This window comes from Pseudomonas mosselii (assembly GCF_003205295.1).
Taxonomy (GTDB): domain Bacteria; phylum Pseudomonadota; class Gammaproteobacteria; order Pseudomonadales; family Pseudomonadaceae; genus Aquipseudomonas; species Aquipseudomonas mosselii_B.
Genome location: NZ_QJRP01000005.1, coordinates 55201 through 70581, shown reverse-complemented (window position 1 = coordinate 70581; position 15381 = coordinate 55201). Strand labels below are relative to the sequence as shown.

General features: G+C 64.6%; 13 protein-coding genes. 2 read left to right on the top strand and 11 right to left on the bottom strand.

From position 1 onward, the window contains the following. Window positions 1-69 precede the first annotated feature (69 nt). On the top strand, window positions 70-2487 hold the full coding sequence (locus DMX06_RS06595) for a TonB-dependent siderophore receptor (protein WP_110735750.1): 2418 nt from the start codon (window positions 70-72) through the stop codon (window positions 2485-2487). A 155-nt stretch (window positions 2488-2642) separates the two neighbouring features. On the opposite strand, the gene DMX06_RS06590 is transcribed toward DMX06_RS06595, so the two are convergent. From DMX06_RS06590 to DMX06_RS06575, 4 genes are read right to left on the bottom strand one after another with little or no spacing between them, the layout of a single operon-like run. After that, entirely contained in the window at window positions 2643-3800 is a 1158-nt protein-coding gene (locus DMX06_RS06590; RefSeq protein ID WP_110735748.1) for an osmoprotectant ABC transporter ATP-binding protein OsmV, read from the bottom strand. Beyond that, window positions 3797-4450 (bottom strand): ABC transporter permease, encoded by a 654-nt coding sequence (locus tag DMX06_RS06585; RefSeq protein WP_110735746.1) that lies wholly within the window; start codon window positions 4448-4450, stop codon window positions 3797-3799. Before DMX06_RS06585 ends, DMX06_RS06590 begins: the two co-directional genes overlap by 4 nt. Further along, the gene (locus DMX06_RS06580) at window positions 4447-5358 is read right to left on the bottom strand and encodes a glycine betaine ABC transporter substrate-binding protein (protein WP_110735744.1); all 912 of its coding nucleotides are present in this window, start codon (window positions 5356-5358) and stop codon (window positions 4447-4449) included. Before DMX06_RS06580 ends, DMX06_RS06585 begins: the two co-directional genes overlap by 4 nt. Window positions 5359-5371: 13 nt before the next feature. Next, window positions 5372-6085, bottom strand: coding sequence for an ABC transporter permease (locus tag DMX06_RS06575; RefSeq protein ID WP_110735742.1), 714 nt, complete (start codon window positions 6083-6085; stop codon window positions 5372-5374). A gap of 537 nt (window positions 6086-6622) precedes the next feature. Here DMX06_RS06575 and DMX06_RS06565 point away from each other — a divergent pair. Continuing rightward, the gene (locus DMX06_RS06565; RefSeq protein WP_110735740.1) at window positions 6623-8206 is read left to right on the top strand and encodes a peptide chain release factor 3; all 1584 of its coding nucleotides are present in this window, start codon (window positions 6623-6625) and stop codon (window positions 8204-8206) included. Between the two features lie 135 nt (window positions 8207-8341). On the opposite strand, the gene DMX06_RS06555 is transcribed toward DMX06_RS06565, so the two are convergent. From DMX06_RS06555 to DMX06_RS06525, 7 genes are all read right to left on the bottom strand, one after another. Then, complete coding sequence (locus DMX06_RS06555; protein ID WP_110735736.1) at window positions 8342-9421, bottom strand: polyamine ABC transporter substrate-binding protein; 1080 nt, start codon at window positions 9419-9421, stop codon at window positions 8342-8344. A gap of 52 nt (window positions 9422-9473) precedes the next feature. Further along, the gene (locus DMX06_RS06550; protein ID WP_110735734.1) at window positions 9474-9815 is read right to left on the bottom strand and encodes a cupin domain-containing protein; all 342 of its coding nucleotides are present in this window, start codon (window positions 9813-9815) and stop codon (window positions 9474-9476) included. A 33-nt stretch (window positions 9816-9848) separates the two neighbouring features. Continuing rightward, complete coding sequence (locus DMX06_RS06545; protein WP_110735732.1) at window positions 9849-11255, bottom strand: NAD(P)/FAD-dependent oxidoreductase; 1407 nt, start codon at window positions 11253-11255, stop codon at window positions 9849-9851. A gap of 64 nt (window positions 11256-11319) precedes the next feature. Beyond that, a complete protein-coding gene (locus DMX06_RS06540; RefSeq protein WP_110735941.1) occupies window positions 11320-12129 on the bottom strand; it encodes an AraC family transcriptional regulator in 810 nt (269 codons plus the stop codon). Window positions 12130-12502: 373 nt separating this feature from the next. Next, the gene (locus DMX06_RS06535) at window positions 12503-13471 is read right to left on the bottom strand and encodes a peptide ABC transporter ATP-binding protein (RefSeq protein ID WP_110735730.1); all 969 of its coding nucleotides are present in this window, start codon (window positions 13469-13471) and stop codon (window positions 12503-12505) included. After that, window positions 13471-14439 (bottom strand): ABC transporter ATP-binding protein, encoded by a 969-nt coding sequence (locus tag DMX06_RS06530; protein ID WP_110735728.1) that lies wholly within the window; start codon window positions 14437-14439, stop codon window positions 13471-13473. Before DMX06_RS06530 ends, DMX06_RS06535 begins: the two co-directional genes overlap by 1 nt. A 10-nt stretch (window positions 14440-14449) precedes the next feature. Continuing rightward, window positions 14450-15376, bottom strand: coding sequence for an ABC transporter permease subunit (locus DMX06_RS06525; RefSeq protein WP_096048649.1), 927 nt, complete (start codon window positions 15374-15376; stop codon window positions 14450-14452). Window positions 15377-15381: the final 5 nt, after the last annotated feature.

Sequence of the window (15381 nt, the reverse complement as noted above, 5' to 3'; positions counted from 1 at the left end):
TGCAACTGCCAAGCATTTCCATTTGCATGCGGTTGGCGTTTATCCCGACTCTCAGGACCTCTCGAAGACGTGAACAACAATAAGCCCCTTCTCCAGCTGCGCCGCCTGGCGCTGGCCCTGGCGGTCAGCGCCGCCGCCGGCAACAGCTACGCCGACAGCATCCAGATCCAGGCCCAGCCATTGGCGGGCGCACTCAAGCAGCTGGGCCAGCAGACCAACCTGCAACTGTTCTTCAGCCCCGAACTGGTGGACGGCAAGCAGGCACCGGCGGTGTCCGGCGACCTGGCGCCGGAGCAGGCCCTGCAGCAACTGCTGCAAGGCAGCGGGCTGACTTTCGAGCAGTCCGCGGACACCGTGGTGGTCAAGCCGGTCCAGGCCGCCGGCAGCCTGACCACCGGCAGCCTGGAGCTGGCGCCCACCGATGTGAAAGTGGTCGGTGACTGGCTGGGCGACGCCCAGCAGAGCGTGGTGCAGAACCATCCCGGCGCCCGTACCGTGGTGCGCCGCGAAGCGATGGTGGAGAAGGGCACGATGAACGTGCGCGACGCCCTGCGCGGCATCCCCGGCGTGCAGGTGCAGGACTCCAACGGCACCGGTGGCAGCGACCTGTCGCTGAACGTCGGCGTGCGCGGTCTTACCTCGCGCCTGTCGCCGCGCTCGACCGTGCTGATCGACGGCATCCCGGCGGCCTTCGCCCCTTACGGCCAGCCGCAGCTGTCGATGGCGCCGATCTCCTCGGGCAACCTCGACAGCATCGATGTGGTGCGCGGCGCCGGTTCCGTGCGCTACGGCCCGCAGAACGTCGGCGGGGTGATCAACTTCGTGACCCGGGCCATTCCCGAGAAGGCCACCGGCGAGTTGTCCACCACCCTGGAGACTTCCCGCCATGGCGGCTGGAAGCACACCGAGTCGGCCTTCGTTGGTGGCACCGCCGACAACGGCATGGGCGTGGCGCTGCTGTACACCGGCGTGAACGGTGACGGTTACCGCAGCAGCAACAACGACAACGATATCGACGACGTGATGCTCAAGACCCACTGGGCGCCGACCGATGTCGACGAGTTCTGGCTCAACTTCCACTACTACGACGGCCGTGCCGACATGCCTGGTGGCCTGACCCAGGCCCAGTACGACCACGACCCCTACCAGTCGGTGCGCGACTACGACTACTTCAGTGGTCGACGCAAGGATGTGTCGTTCAAGTGGCTGCGCCAGATCGACGACGCCACCCAGTTCGAGGTGCTGACCTACTACACCGACAGCTTCCGCGGCAGCGCCATTGCCGCGCGCGACATGAAGACCCTGTCCTCGTACCCGCGCAACTACCACACTTTCGCCATCGAGCCACGCCTGTCGCGGATCTTCTTCGTCGGCCCGACCACCCAGGAAGTCAGCGTCGGCTATCGCTACCTGAAGGAAGCCATGCGCGAGCAGTCCACACGCCTGGCCCTGGTCGACAATGTGCCCACCGTGACCCCGACCTCCGACGGCCATGTGTTCCAGGACCGCAGCGGCGGCACCGAGGCCAGCGCTTACTACATTGACGACAAGATCGACGTCGGCAACTGGACCATCACCCCGGGCATCCGCTTCGAGCACATCAACACCGACTGGCGCGACCGCCCGGTGATGGACGCCAACTACCGTCCGGTGCCGGAGAAGAACCGCAGCATCACCAGCAACGAACCGCTGCCGGCGCTGAGCGTGATGTACCACATGTCCGACGCCTGGAAGCTGTTCGCCAACTACGAGACCTCGTTCGGCAGCCTGCAGTACTTCCAGCTGGGCCAGGGCGGCACCGGCAACAACACGGCCAATGGCCTGGAGCCGGAGAAAGCCAAGACCTATGAGGTGGGTACGCGCTATGACGACGGTGGTTTTGCCGGTGAGCTGACCGCGTTCTACATCGACTTCGACGACGAGCTGCAATACATCAGCAACGACATCGGCTGGACCAACCTGGGGGCGACCAAGCACCAAGGCATCGAGGCCTCGGTGCGCTACGACCTGGCCGGGCTTGACCCGCGCCTGGAAGGCCTGTCGGTCAATGGTGGCTACACCTATACCCGCGCTACCTATGAAGGCGAGATTCCCGGCTTCAAGGGCCGTGACCTGCCGTTCTACTCGCGCCAGGTGGCCACTGCCGGGCTGCGTTACGCGGTCAACCGCTGGACCTGGAACCTGGACGCCTACGCCCAATCCAAGCAACGCGCACCGGGCACCGGGATGAACGCCAACGGCAGCTTCAACGGCAACTACATTACCGAGCCGAGCGCCGACGGACAGTATGGCGATATTCCGGGGTACGTGACCTGGCATGCCCGTGGCGGGTATGACTTCGGGCCGCAGCTGTCGAACCTGAAGCTGGCGGCGGGGGTGAAGAACCTCTTCGACAAGCAGTACTTCACCCGCTCCAGCGATAACAATGCCGGGATCTATGTGGGTGAGCCGCGCACGTTCTATGTGCAGGCCAGTGTCGGGTTCTGATTCGAGATTGCCGGGGCGCTTTGCGCCCCTTTCCGACCGGTCCGACGCCTCGGCAAGGCCGCTCCCACAGGTACAGCATCAGCCTCCAGGCCGGCGCAGTACCTGTGGGAGCGGCCTTGTGTCGCGATGGGCCGCACAGCGGCCCCGGCGTTCTATCAGGAGGCCACTGCCTCGGCAGGCGACACGATACTGGTCTTCGCCCCCCGCGAGCGCCCGGAACTCAGGTACGCCGCAATCGACTCCTGCGTCACCTCCCCCAAGAACATCCCTTCGGCATCCAGCACCGGCAACCATGCCCGGTTGAACTCGTACATCCGCGACAGCAGGATGCGCAAGTGCTCGTCATGGGCCGCGGTGGCATTGAACGTCCGCAGGAAATCCCCGCACGTCCCTTGCTGGCGGTGCATGTCGCGCCTGCGTACATAGCCCAGCGCCTTGTTCTGCCCATCGGTGACCACCACGTAGCGCCGGTCATGCTCATCCAGCAGCTCCAGCGCATCGTTCACCGCTGTTCCCGGGCTCACCGACGGCGCGTTGTCCGCGGCATCCTCGGCACGCACCAGCAGCAGGCGTTTCAACGTGCTGTCCTGGCCGACGAAGTTGCTGACGAAATCGTCCACCGGATGGGCCAGCAAGGTGTCCGGGTGATCCAGCTGCAGCAGCTTGCCGGCACGGAAGATGGCGATCTTGTCGCCCAGCTTGATGGCCTCGTCGATGTCGTGGCTGACCATGATCACGGTCTTGTTCAGTGCCCGCTGCATCTCGAAGAACTCGTTCTGGATCATCTCGCGGTTGATCGGGTCGACCGCGCCGAACGGCTCGTCCATCAGCAGCACCGGCGCCTCGGCGGCCAGGGCGCGGATCACGCCGATGCGCTGCTGCTGGCCGCCGGAGAGCTCGCGTGGGTAGCGCTGCAGGTACTGCTTGGGCTCGAGCTTGATCATGTGCATTAGCTCGCGGGCGCGGTCGTGGCAGCGCTGCTTGTCCCAGCCGAGCAGGCGTGGCACCACGGTGATGTTCTCCTCGATGGTCATGTTCGGGAACAGGCCGATCTGCTGGATCACGTAGCCGATATGCCGGCGCAGGGTCACTTCGTCCAGCGCACTGGTGTCCTCGCCATTGATGAACACCTGGCCGGAGGTCGGGGTGATCAGGCGGTTGATCATCTTCAGCGTGGTGCTCTTGCCGCAGCCCGAGGGGCCGAGGAATACGCAGATCTCGCCTTCGTTGACAGTGAGGCTTACCGAGTCGACGGCTTTGACGTCCTTGCCGTTGACGTTGAAGGTCTTGCTGAGGTTCTTCAGTTCGATCATGGGCGCAGTCCTTCCGGAGTCAGGGCACGTTGCAGGGTTTGCAGGAACAGGTCGGCGATGATTGCCAGCAGGCTGACCAGCACGGCGCCGACCAGCAGCATCGACATGTCGCTGCGGCTGATGGCGGTGAGGATGAGCACGCCCAGGCCGCCGGCGCCGATGGTCGCGGCGATGGTCATCACGCCGATGTTCATCACCACGGCGGTGCGCACGCCGGCCAGGATTACCGGCACGGCGATTGGCAGCTCGACCATGCGCAGGCGCTGGCCGAAGGTCATGCCGATGCCGCGGGCGGCTTCGCGGATGCCCGGCTCGACGTTGGTCAGGGCCAGGTAGGTGTTGCGCAGGATCGGCAGCAGTGAATAAAGGAACACGGCGGTGATCGCCGGCAGCGGCCCCAGGCCCTGGCCGAACTTCGAGTAGAACGGCAGCAGCAGGCCGAACAGGGCGATCGAGGGGATGGTCAGCAACACCGTGGCGCTGGCCTGGAGCGGGCCGGCGAACACCGGAAACCGCGTCATCAGGATACCCAGCGGCACGCCGACGAGGATCGCCAGGCTCACCGCAATGCCGACCAGCATGATGTGCTGCCAGGTCAGTTCGAGGACCTGGGCCCAGTCGAGGTGGGCGAAGGTGTCGATCAGGTTCATGGTTGTACCTCGCCGAGTGAATGCTCACGCAGGAACGCTGCGGCGACCACGGTCGGGCTCTGGTGCTCGACATCGACCTGGGCGTTGAGCTTGCGCATGGTCTGGTCGTCGAGCTGATTGGCCAGCGGTTCGAGCAGGGTGGCCAGTTGCGGGTGGGCGTCGAGCACCGCCTTGCGCAGCACGGGCGCTGCGGTGTAGTCGGGGAAATAGTGCTTGTCGTCTTCCAGCAGCTTGAGGTCGAAGGCGTCCAGGCGCCCGTCGGTGGTGTAGACCAGGCCGGCGAACACCTGGTTGTTGCGCATCGCGGTGTAGACCAGGCCGCCATCCATCTGGCGGATGTTGCGCCGGTCCAGGGGCAGCCCGTACATCTCGCGCAGGCCGACCAGGCCATCGGGGCGGTTGGCGAACTCGGTGTCCAGGGCAACCAGGTGGTTGCGGTCGGGCTCGTCACGCAGCACCTGGTTGAGATCGCTGATGGTGTTGACTTGCGGGTAGGCCGCAGCGACCTGCCTGGGCAGCCCCAGGGCGTAGGTGTTGCTGAATTTCGACGGGGCCAGCCAGACCAGTCCTTTCTTCGCATCGAGTGCCTTGACCCGGGCATAGGTGGCTGCGGCGCTGGGCATGCGTTCGTCGATATGGTTGTAGGACACCAGCGAGACCCCGGTGTATTCCCACATCAGGTCGAGCTGACCGGTTTCCTGGGCCTGGCGGGCGATGTTGCTGCCAAGGCCTGCGGTCACCCGCACGTCGAAGCCGTTGGCGCGCAGGTACTGGGCGGTGATTTCGGCAAGCACGGACTGTTCGGTGAACACCCGGGCGCCGATGCGGATCAGCGGTTTTTCCGCCGCCTGGGCAAAGCCTGCGCATAGCAGGGCCGCGCCCAGCAACAGGGCGATTGTCTTCTTCATGGTTTCCCTCTTGTTATCGGGCCAGGCCGCGTTCCAGCCAGCGTTTGCTGGAGAAACTCACCAGCGCGTCGAGCGCCAGGGCCAGCAGCGCGGTACACGCGGCACCCAGCAACAGCTGCGGCTGGTTGTTCAGGGCGATGCCGGGGAAGATCAGGCTGCCCAGGCTGTTGGCGCCGATCAGGAACGCCAGCGGTGCAGTACCCACGTTCAGCGCCAGGGCCACGCGCACCCCGCCGACGATGATCGGCACGGCATTGGGCAACTCCACCTGCCACAGTTGCTGGCGCGGGGTCATGCCGATGCCGGTGGCGGCTTCCTTGAGCGAAGTGGGGACGTTCTTCAGGCCCTCGTAGGTGTTGCGCACGATGGGCAGCAATGAGGCGAGGAACAGCGCGAAGATCGCAGGACCTGCGCCGATGCCCAGGATACTCAGGGCGATGGCCAGGACGGCCAGGGGAGGGATGGTGTTGCCTACGTTGAAAAACTGCATGAAGCGTTCGGCTTTGTCGACCCTGTGCGGTCGACTCAAGGCAATGCCGGCAGGGATGCCCACGGCCAACGCCGCCGCCATCGAAGCCAGCACCAGTACCAGGTGCGCTTGCAGGTAGAACCCAAGATCGTCGCGGTAGCGCGTGATCGTATCGATGCCGATCCAGTGGACCAGCAGGGCCAGGATGACGAGCGCGGCGGCCCATCCCAACAGCCCTTTTCCGTAGCGTGCAGCCACAGGCGGACTCCTTTTTTATAGTCGGCGATCACACCCCCGTGCGGCCGGCCATTCCTGGCGGCGGGCAGCGTGGTCGCGAGCAGCAGCCCGATGCGCGGCATCAGGCCATGAGCCGAACCCCGTCGGGCTCGTGAAGCAGGTGAAACCAGCCCTGAACCGAAGCGGGTTGCAGGGGAGTGGACGTCTCCGTGGAGGGAAAGGTTCCCATCTGGGGCGGCATTTGGCCAGTGCTAATCACTGGAAAGATGGAAATGCGTCGAGAGAAAACTTCGGATTAATGCGCTCTAGGCGTTGAAAACACTGCTTTGTAGCCATTTGTCGTGACCAGGCTGACGCTTGAGCGATGACTGGCCCTTTCGCGGGTAAACCCGCTCCCACAGGATTCCCACAGTCTTTGAGTCTTGTGCAGCACCTGTGGGAGCGGGTTTACCCGCGAAGAGGCCGGAACAGGTGCATTGGGTTCAGCAGATTTTGGTCCATGCCCCGACTTCAGGTATGATATCGCCCCTTTTTGAATCCCCAGTCAGGCGATTTCCCATGACCAACCAGGCCGCCGAAGTCGCGAAGCGCCGCACTTTCGCAATCATTTCCCACCCCGACGCCGGTAAGACCACCATTACCGAGAAGCTCCTGCTGATGGGCAAGGCGATCGCTGTCGCGGGCACCGTGAAGTCGCGCAAGTCCGACCGCCACGCCACCTCCGACTGGATGGAAATGGAGAAGCAGCGCGGCATCTCCATCACCACCTCGGTGATGCAGTTCCCCTACCGCGAGCACATGATCAACCTGCTCGACACCCCCGGCCACGAGGACTTCTCGGAAGACACCTACCGCACCCTGACCGCGGTGGACTCGGCGCTGATGGTGCTCGACGGCGGTAAAGGTGTAGAGCCGCGTACCATCGCCCTGATGGACGTCTGCCGCCTGCGCGACACGCCGATCGTCAGCTTTATCAACAAACTCGACCGTGACATCCGCGACCCGATCGAACTGCTCGACGAAATCGAGGCGGTGCTGAAGATCAAGGCCGCGCCGATCACCTGGCCGATCGGTTGCTACCGCGACTTCAAGGGCGTGTACCACCTGGCCGGCGACTACATCATCGTCTACACCCCGGGCCACGGCCATGAGCGTACCGAGGTGAAGATCATCGAGAAGCTCGACTCCGATGAAGCCCGTGCGCACCTCGGTGACGAGTACGATCGTTTCCTCGAGCAGCTCGAGCTGGTACAGGGTGCCTGCCATGAGTTCGATCAGGACGAGTTCATCAATGGCCAGCTGACGCCGGTGTTCTTTGGTACCGCACTGGGCAACTTCGGTGTCGACCATGTGCTCGACGCTGTTGTCGACTGGGCGCCGCGCCCGCTGGCCCGTGTCGCCCACGAGCGTACCGTGGAGCCGGTGGAGGAGAAGTTCTCAGGCTTCGTGTTCAAGATCCAGGCGAACATGGACCCGAAACACCGCGACCGTATCGCCTTCATGCGCATCTGCTCGGGCAAGTACGAGAAGGGCATGAAGATGCGTCATGTGCGTACCGGCAAGGACCTGCGTATCGGCGATGCGCTGACGTTCTTCTCCTCCGAGCGCGAGCAGCTGGAAGAGGCCTTCGCCGGCGACATCATCGGCCTGCACAACCACGGCACCATCCAGATCGGCGACACCTTCACCGAAGGCGAGGCACTGGGCTTCACCGGTATCCCGCACTTCGCCCCGGAGCTGTTCCGCCGCGTGCGCCTGAAGGACCCGCTGAAATCCAAGCAACTGCGCCAGGGTCTGCAGCAGCTGGCCGAGGAGGGCGCGACCCAGGTGTTCTTCCCCGAGCGCAGCAACGACATCATCCTCGGCGCGGTCGGTGTGCTGCAGTTCGACGTGGTCGCCAGCCGCCTGAAGGAAGAATACAAGGTCGAGTGCGCCTACGAGCCAATCACCGTCTGGTCGGCGCGCTGGATCAGCTGCGATGACAAGAAGAAGCTCGAGGAATTCCAGAACAAGGCCGTGGAGAACCTGGCCGTCGACGGTGGCGGTCACCTGACCTACCTGGCCCCGACCCGGGTCAACCTTTCGCTGATGGAAGAGCGCTGGCCGGATATCAAGTTCCGCGCGACTCGCGAGCATCACTGATCGTACAGGCCGTGAGCTGATTTTTCTGGCTTGCACCTAACCTGTGGGAGCGGGTTCACCCGCGAATGCGTCGGTACATTCAACATCGCATTCGCGGGTAAACCCGCTCCCACAGTGGCTGCACAGCATCCGAAATTAATTGCCGGCCTTGATACTGGTCCAGATGCGTGTGCGAATGCGGTCGATCTTCGCCGGCATTGCCTCCAGGGCATACAGCTTGCCCATCACATCCGCGCTCGGATAGATCATCGTGTTGCCCTTCATCGCCGGGTCCACCAGCCCGTCAGCCTGCTGGTTGCCATTGGCGTACTGCACGAAGTTGCTGATGTTCGCCATCACCTGCGGCTGCAACAGATAGTTCATGTAGGCGTAGCCAGCCTTCTCGTTGGGCGCATCGGCCGGCATGGCGACCATGTCGAACCACATCGGCGCGCCTTCCTTCGGGATCGAGTAGCCCACCTTCACCCCATTCTTCGCCTCCTCGGCACGGTTCTTCGCCTGCAGCACGTCACCCGAGAAGCCCACCACCAGGCACACGTCGCCATTGGCCAGGTCGCCGGTGTACTTCGAGGAGTGGAAGTAACTGATGTACGGGCGCACCTTCATCAACAGTTCCTTGGCCTTGTCGTAGTCGGCCGGGTTCTGGCTGTGGTGCGGCAGGCCCAGGTAGTGCAGGGCGATTGGCAGCAGCTCGGGGCCGTTGTCCAGCACCGCCACGCCGCAGCTCTTGAGCTTGGAAAGATATTCGGGCTTGAAGAACAGGTCCCACGAATCGAGGGGCGCGTTGTCGCCGAGCACCGCCTTGACCTTGTCGATGTTGTAGCCGATCCCGGTGCTGCCCCACAGGTACGGGAAGCCGTACTGGTTGCCCGGGTCGTTCACCTCCAGGGCCTTGAGCAGCACCGGGTTGAGATTCTTCCAGTTCGGTAGCTGCGACTTGTCCAGCTTCTTCAGGGCCTTGCCCTGGATCTGCCGGGCCATGAAGTGGTTTGAGGGGAACACCACGTCGTAGCCGGAGTTGCCGGTCATCAGCTTGCCGTCGAGGGTCTCGTTGCTGTCGAACACGTCGTAGGTGGGCACGATGCCGCTGGCTTGCTGGAACTGCTTCAGGGTGTCGGGGGCGATGTAGCTCGACCAGTTGTAGATCTTCACCGAGTCGGCGGCGCTGGCAACGCTTGCGGCCAGCATCAGGGGAGCGAGAAGGAAGGTGCGCATGTCGGGGTTACCTTGCTTTGTCTGTTGTTATCGAAGGCAGGCGATCAGCGGATCAGAAGATCAGTACGTAGGTCTTGCGCACGGTCTCCTGGATATCCCAGGTGCCGAGGCTGTTGGCCGGTAGCATCAGGGCGTCTCCGGCTTCTATGAGTAGTGGCTCGCCGCCGTCTGGCGTGAAGGTGCAGCGGCCCTTGATGAAATGGCAAAACTCCTGCTGCACGATCTGTCGCCGCCAGCGTCCCGGCGTGCACTCCCAGATCCCGGTCTCGACGCCGTCACTGCGTTCGACGCAAGTGACCGAGGTGACCGCGACCGGCTCGCCGAGGGGCACGGCGACCGGGTTGGAACTGTCCAGGATGGCGTTGTCGGTGTGCTTGAACTGGGTGATGCTCATGACCGGTGGATCCTGTGTGGTGATGAAGGGAAGTCAGTGCATGAAGCCTTCCATGAAGTCGGCCAAACCGCTGGCCAGGCGCCGCCGCCAGGGGGCGCTGGCCGGGTTGGCGAGGGTCCGGTCCTCGTGGACGAAACTCTGGATGATCGCGTTGTAGCCCAGCCAGCGGCAGGGCTCCGGTGGCCAGCTGGCCAGGCTCGACAAGGGGCGGTTGTCGTGCACCCAGGGTTGGGCGGTGAGTGCGTTGTGCTGGCCGAGGATCAGCGCGGCCAGGGTGCGTCCGCCCAGGTTGGTGGCGCCGACGCCTTCGCCGCCGTAGCCACCGGACAAGGCGATGCCGCGCTGGCGGTCGCAGAGCATGTGCGGGCGGAAGCGCCGGGCCATGCCCAGGTTGCCGCCCCAGGAGTGGGTGATGCGTACATGCTTGAGCTGCGGGAACAGTTCGCCGAACAGGTAGCGGCGCAGCTCGACCTCGTTGCCGGTGAGGGTGAAGTCTTCGCGCAGGCGACCGCCGAAGCGGTAGCCGCCGCGGGCGCCGAACACCAGTCGGTTGTCGGCGCTGCGCTGGCCGTAGGTGACCTGGCGGCTGCTTTCGCTGAAGGCCTGGCCCTGGCTCAGGCCGATCTGTTCCCAGGTCGATTCCGGCAGTGGCTCGGTGGCCACCAGCAGGCTCTGCACCGGCAACTGGTGCCGCCCGAGCGGTGGCAGGCTGGCGGCGTAGCCTTCGACGGCCGGCACCACCCAGTGGCTGCGGATACGCGCCAGCGGCGTGCGCACCTCGCCGGTCTGCCAGTCGATGGCCGGGGTGTTCTCGTAGATCGGCACGCCCATGGCCTCGACCGTCCGCGCCAGGCCTCGCACCAACTTGGCCGGTTGGATCGTGGCGACATGCGGGCTGTAGAGGGCGCCGTAGGGGTTGCTCACCTTCAACTGGGCATCCAGTTGCTCGGGTCGCAACCAGCGGTAGTCGTCTTCGTTCATGCCCTGGCGGTAGAGGTCGTCGAGCCAGGCGCGCAGGCTGCGCTCCTGTTCCGGGTAACGTGCGGCGCAGTAGAGCACGCCGCCCTTGCGGTAGTCGCAGGCGATACCTTCGCGCAGCAGCACGTCGTGGACTTCGTCGGGGATGCCGTGCAGCAGGTCGATGCTTTCACGCCGCTGTTGCGGCGAGAGCGTGGCAAGCAGGCGGTCCTCGCCCAGCAGGTTGCCCATCAGCCAGCCGCCGTTGCGCCCGGAGGCGCCGAAGCCGGCGATATTGGCCTCGATCACGGCGATGTTCAGCTGCGGCGCCTGGCGCTTGAGGTAGTAGGCGGTCCACAGGCCGGTGTAGCCGGCGCCGATGATGCATACATCGAGGTCAAGGTCCTGGCGCAGTGCCGGACGCGCGCACAGCGGCTCGTCGAGCTGGTCCATCCACAGGCTGATCGTGCGCAGGGGTTGCATCGGGTCGGGCTCCACATTCGCTGGGGTCTGTGGGCGATCCTAGTGAAGCGCGGGCGGGGCTGTCTTACGTGCGTGCACGCAGGGAAATTTGCTTCAGATACGCCTTGGGCGACAGCCCGGTATGCGCGCGGAAGCACTTGTAGAAGGCCGACAGCGAGTTGAAGCCGGCATTGAACGCCAGTTCGTCGATGGGCGTGCGCGCACTGGCGTCGGCGAGGCTGGCCATCAGGTGTTGCAGGCGGGCCTGGTTCACGTACCGGTAGAAACTCTGGCCGAGCACCTGGTTGAGCAGGTAGGAGATCTGGTTGCGGCTGTAGCCGCTTGCGTCGGCGACCTGCTGCAGGTCGAGTTCCGGGTCGAGGTAGGGACGCTGACCCTGGAAGTAGTGCTCCAGGTCCTGAGCCATGGTCGACAACTGGCGCGGTGACAGGCCCAGGCGGCTGGTGGCCGGGCGCGGGCCGCCCGGCAGGCTGGCGGTGCCGCCCTGGCGTACCAGGGTGGCGTATTCGTTGACCCGCCAGATCAGCCCTTCCCTGACCGTGATCGCCTCGCTGGACTGGAACGCCACCAATCCCTCGCCACCCTGGACCGTGACCTGATACTGGATGAACGCGGTGCAGCCGTCGACGCGGATACGGTCACTGTGCACGATGTCCTCGCCGGCCTCATGGGGCAGGCAGGCGCTCACGTAATCGCGCAATTCGTCGAAGCCGAGCACGCGGTTCTGGAAGAAATCGTGGTACTGGACATGCGGGTGGTAAAGGGCCATTACCCCGTCCAGGTCGCGATGCTTCCAGCACAGGTGGTAGCGCATGACGGTGTCGGCGGTGAGCGGGGTCTGCCCGGGGCCGTCGGGGAGGGGAGTGGCGGTCATGGGCTTGATAGTGCATTGCAGAAAACCCAGGCGCAAGGCTGCGGATCCGGCATTTTGCACGGTTTTCCCGAGCGGTTACCGGCTAAGGTTTTGATTTGTATGTATGTAATTTTTTGATACAGCTGGCATGCAGGGTGCACCTCTTTTGTTCAACACCGAACGAGGAGAACGGCCATGCGCTCGATACTGCTGTGGATGATTGGGGTGCCGATTCCGGTGATCATCCTGATCTGGTTCTTTATGCATTGAGATCCCCGGGGCTGCTTCGCAGCCCTTTCGCGACACAAGGCCGCTCCTACAGGGTTACGCGATCCTCTGTAGGAGCGGCCTTGTGTCGCGAAAGGGCCGCAAGGCGGCCCCAGCATTCTAAAGGCTAAAGAAACTGCTCGGCATAGTGGCAAGCCACCTGCCGCGTACTCACCTGCCGCAACGCCGGCACTTCCTTGGCACAACGCTCGGTGGCATATGGGCAACGCTTGTGGAACGCGCAACCATCTGGCGGATTCAACGGGTTGGGCAACTCACCGGCAATGCGGATCTTCGGCTTCAGCGGATCCGGATGGATCGCCGGGGTCGCCGACAACAGCGCCTGGGTGTACGGGTGCAGCGGCTTCTCGTAGATGTCCTCCTTCGGCCCCATCTCCGCCGGCCGCCCGAGGTACATCACCAGCACCTGGTCCGCCACATGGCGCACCACCGCCAGGTTGTGGGAGATGAACACGTAGGCGGTGTTGAATTCCTTCTGCAGGTCCATGAACAGGTTCAGCACCTGCGCCTGGATCGACACGTCCAGCGCCGAGGTCGGCTCGTCGGCCACCAGCACCTTGGGTTGCAGCATCATTGCCCGGGCCAGGGCGATACGCTGGCGCTGGCCGCCAGAGAACATGTGCGGATAGCGCTGGTAGTGCTCAGGGCGCAGGCCCACCTGCTCCATCATCTTCTGCACTTTTTCGCGGCGCTCGGTCTTGCTCAGCGAGGTGTTGATCAGCAGCGGTTCGGCGAGCTGGTCGCCGATCTTCTGCCGTGGGTTGAGCGAGGCGTAGGGGCTCTGGAACACCATCTGCACGTCGCGCCGCAGTTGCTTGCGCTGATCCTTGCTGGCGCCCTTGACCTCGTGGCCGGCGATCTGCAGTGAGCCGGAGGAGGGCTCCTCGATCAGGGTCAGGGCGCGGGCCAGGGTCGACTTGCCGCAGCCGGACTCGCCGACCACGGCCAGGGTCTTGCCGGCCTCCAGTTCGAACGACACGCCATTGAGCGCGCGGACCAGCGCATGGCCCTTGAACATACCGCGAGAGACTTCGTAGTGACGGGTCAGCTCACGAGCGGAAAGAACGACGGCCATCACGCCACCTCCTGGTTCAGCGGATAGAAGCAACGCACCAGGCTATGGGCCTGGGGGTCGAGGGCCGGGCGCTGCCGGCGGCAGCTTTCCTGCACATAAGGACAGCGCGGCGACAGCAGGCAGCCTTGTGGGCGGTCGTAGCGACCGGGGACGATGCCGGGCAGGGTCGCCAGGCGCTCGGCGCCGATGCTGTGCTCGGGGATGGCCGCCAGCAGCGCTTCGCTGTACGGGTGGGCGGGGATGTCGAACAGTTCCGGTACCTGGCCAACCTCGACGGCCTGGCCTGCGTACATCACGCATACGCGCTTGGCGGTCTCGGCAACCACGGCCAGGTCGTGGGTGATGAGAATGAGCGCCATGTTGCGTTCTTTCTGCAGGTTGACCAGCAGTTCCATGATCTGCGCCTGGATGGTCACGTCCAGGGCAGTGGTCGGTTCGTCGGCGATCAGCAGCTTCGGCTCGCCGGCGATGGCCATGGCGATTGCCACGCGCTGGCTCATGCCGCCGGACAGCTGGTGCGGGTAGGCGTCCAGGCGGCTTTCGGCGGCCGGGATTTCGACCTTCTTCAGCAGCTCCAGGGCACGCTGGCGCGCGGCCTTGCCCTTCAGGCCGAGGTGCTGGCGCAGCACTTCCTCGATCTGGTAGCCCACGGTATAGCTGGGGTTGAGCGCGGTCATCGGGTCCTGGAAGACCATGGCGATGTCCTTGCCCACCACCTTGCGGCGCTGGCGTGCGCTGAGCTTGAGCATGTCGATGCCGTCGAACGTCAGGGTATCGGCGGTGATGCGCCCAGGGGCGTCGATCAGGCCCATCAGGGCCATCATGGTGACGGACTTGCCCGAGCCGGACTCGCCGACGATGGCGAGGATCTCGCCGGCGTCCACAGCCAGGTCGAGCCCGTCCACGACAGGGATGGCATTGGCGTCGCCGAAGCGCACGTTCAGGTTGTTGATCTGCAACAGTGACATGGCGTTCTCCTCAGGCGGCGTTCTTGAGTTTCGGGTCCAGCGCATCGCGCAGGCCGTCGCCCATCAGGTTGATTGCCAGCACACTGAGCAGGATGGTCAGGCCGGGCAGGCTCACCACCCACCAGGCGCGCTCGATGTAGTCGCGGGCCGAGGCCAGCATGGTGCCCCACTCGGGGGTCGGCGGCTGGACGCCGAGGCCGAGGAAGCCCAGGGCGGCGGCGTCGAGGATCGCCGAGGAGAAGCTCAGGGTGGCCTGGACGATCAGCGGCGCCATGCAGTTGGGCAGCACGGTGACGAACATCAGGCGTGGCAGGCCGGCGCCGGCCAGGCGCGCGGCGGTGACATAGTCGCGGTTCAGCTCGCCCATCACCGCGGCGCGGGTCAGGCGCACGTAAGAGGGCAGCGAGACGATGGCGATGGCGATCACCGTGTTGATCAGGCCAGGGCCGAGGATGGCGACGATGGCCACGGCCAGCAGCAGCGACGGCAAGGCCAGCATCACGTCCATCAGGCGCATGATCGAGGGGCCGAGGATCTGCGGGAAGAATCCGGCCAGCAGGCCCAGCAGGATACCCGGGATTAGCGACATCACCACCGACGACAGGCCGATCAGCAGCGACAGGCGGGCGCCCTGGATCAGTCGCGAGAGCAGGTCGCGGCCCAGTTCGTCGGTGCCGAGGATGAACTGCCAGGTGCCACCTTCGAGCCACACCGGCGGGGTGAGCAGGAAGTCGCGGTACTGCTCGCTGGGGTTGTGCGGCGCTACCCAGGGGGCGAACAGGGCGCAGAACACCACCAGGGTCATGAAGGCCAGGCCGGCCACCGCGCCCTTGTTGCGCGAGAAGGCCTGCCAGAACTCTTTGTACGGCGAGGGGTAGAGCAAGCTTTGGTCAACCGCGCTGGGCGGGGTGACGGATTTCGGAATCGGGCTGGTCATGGCGT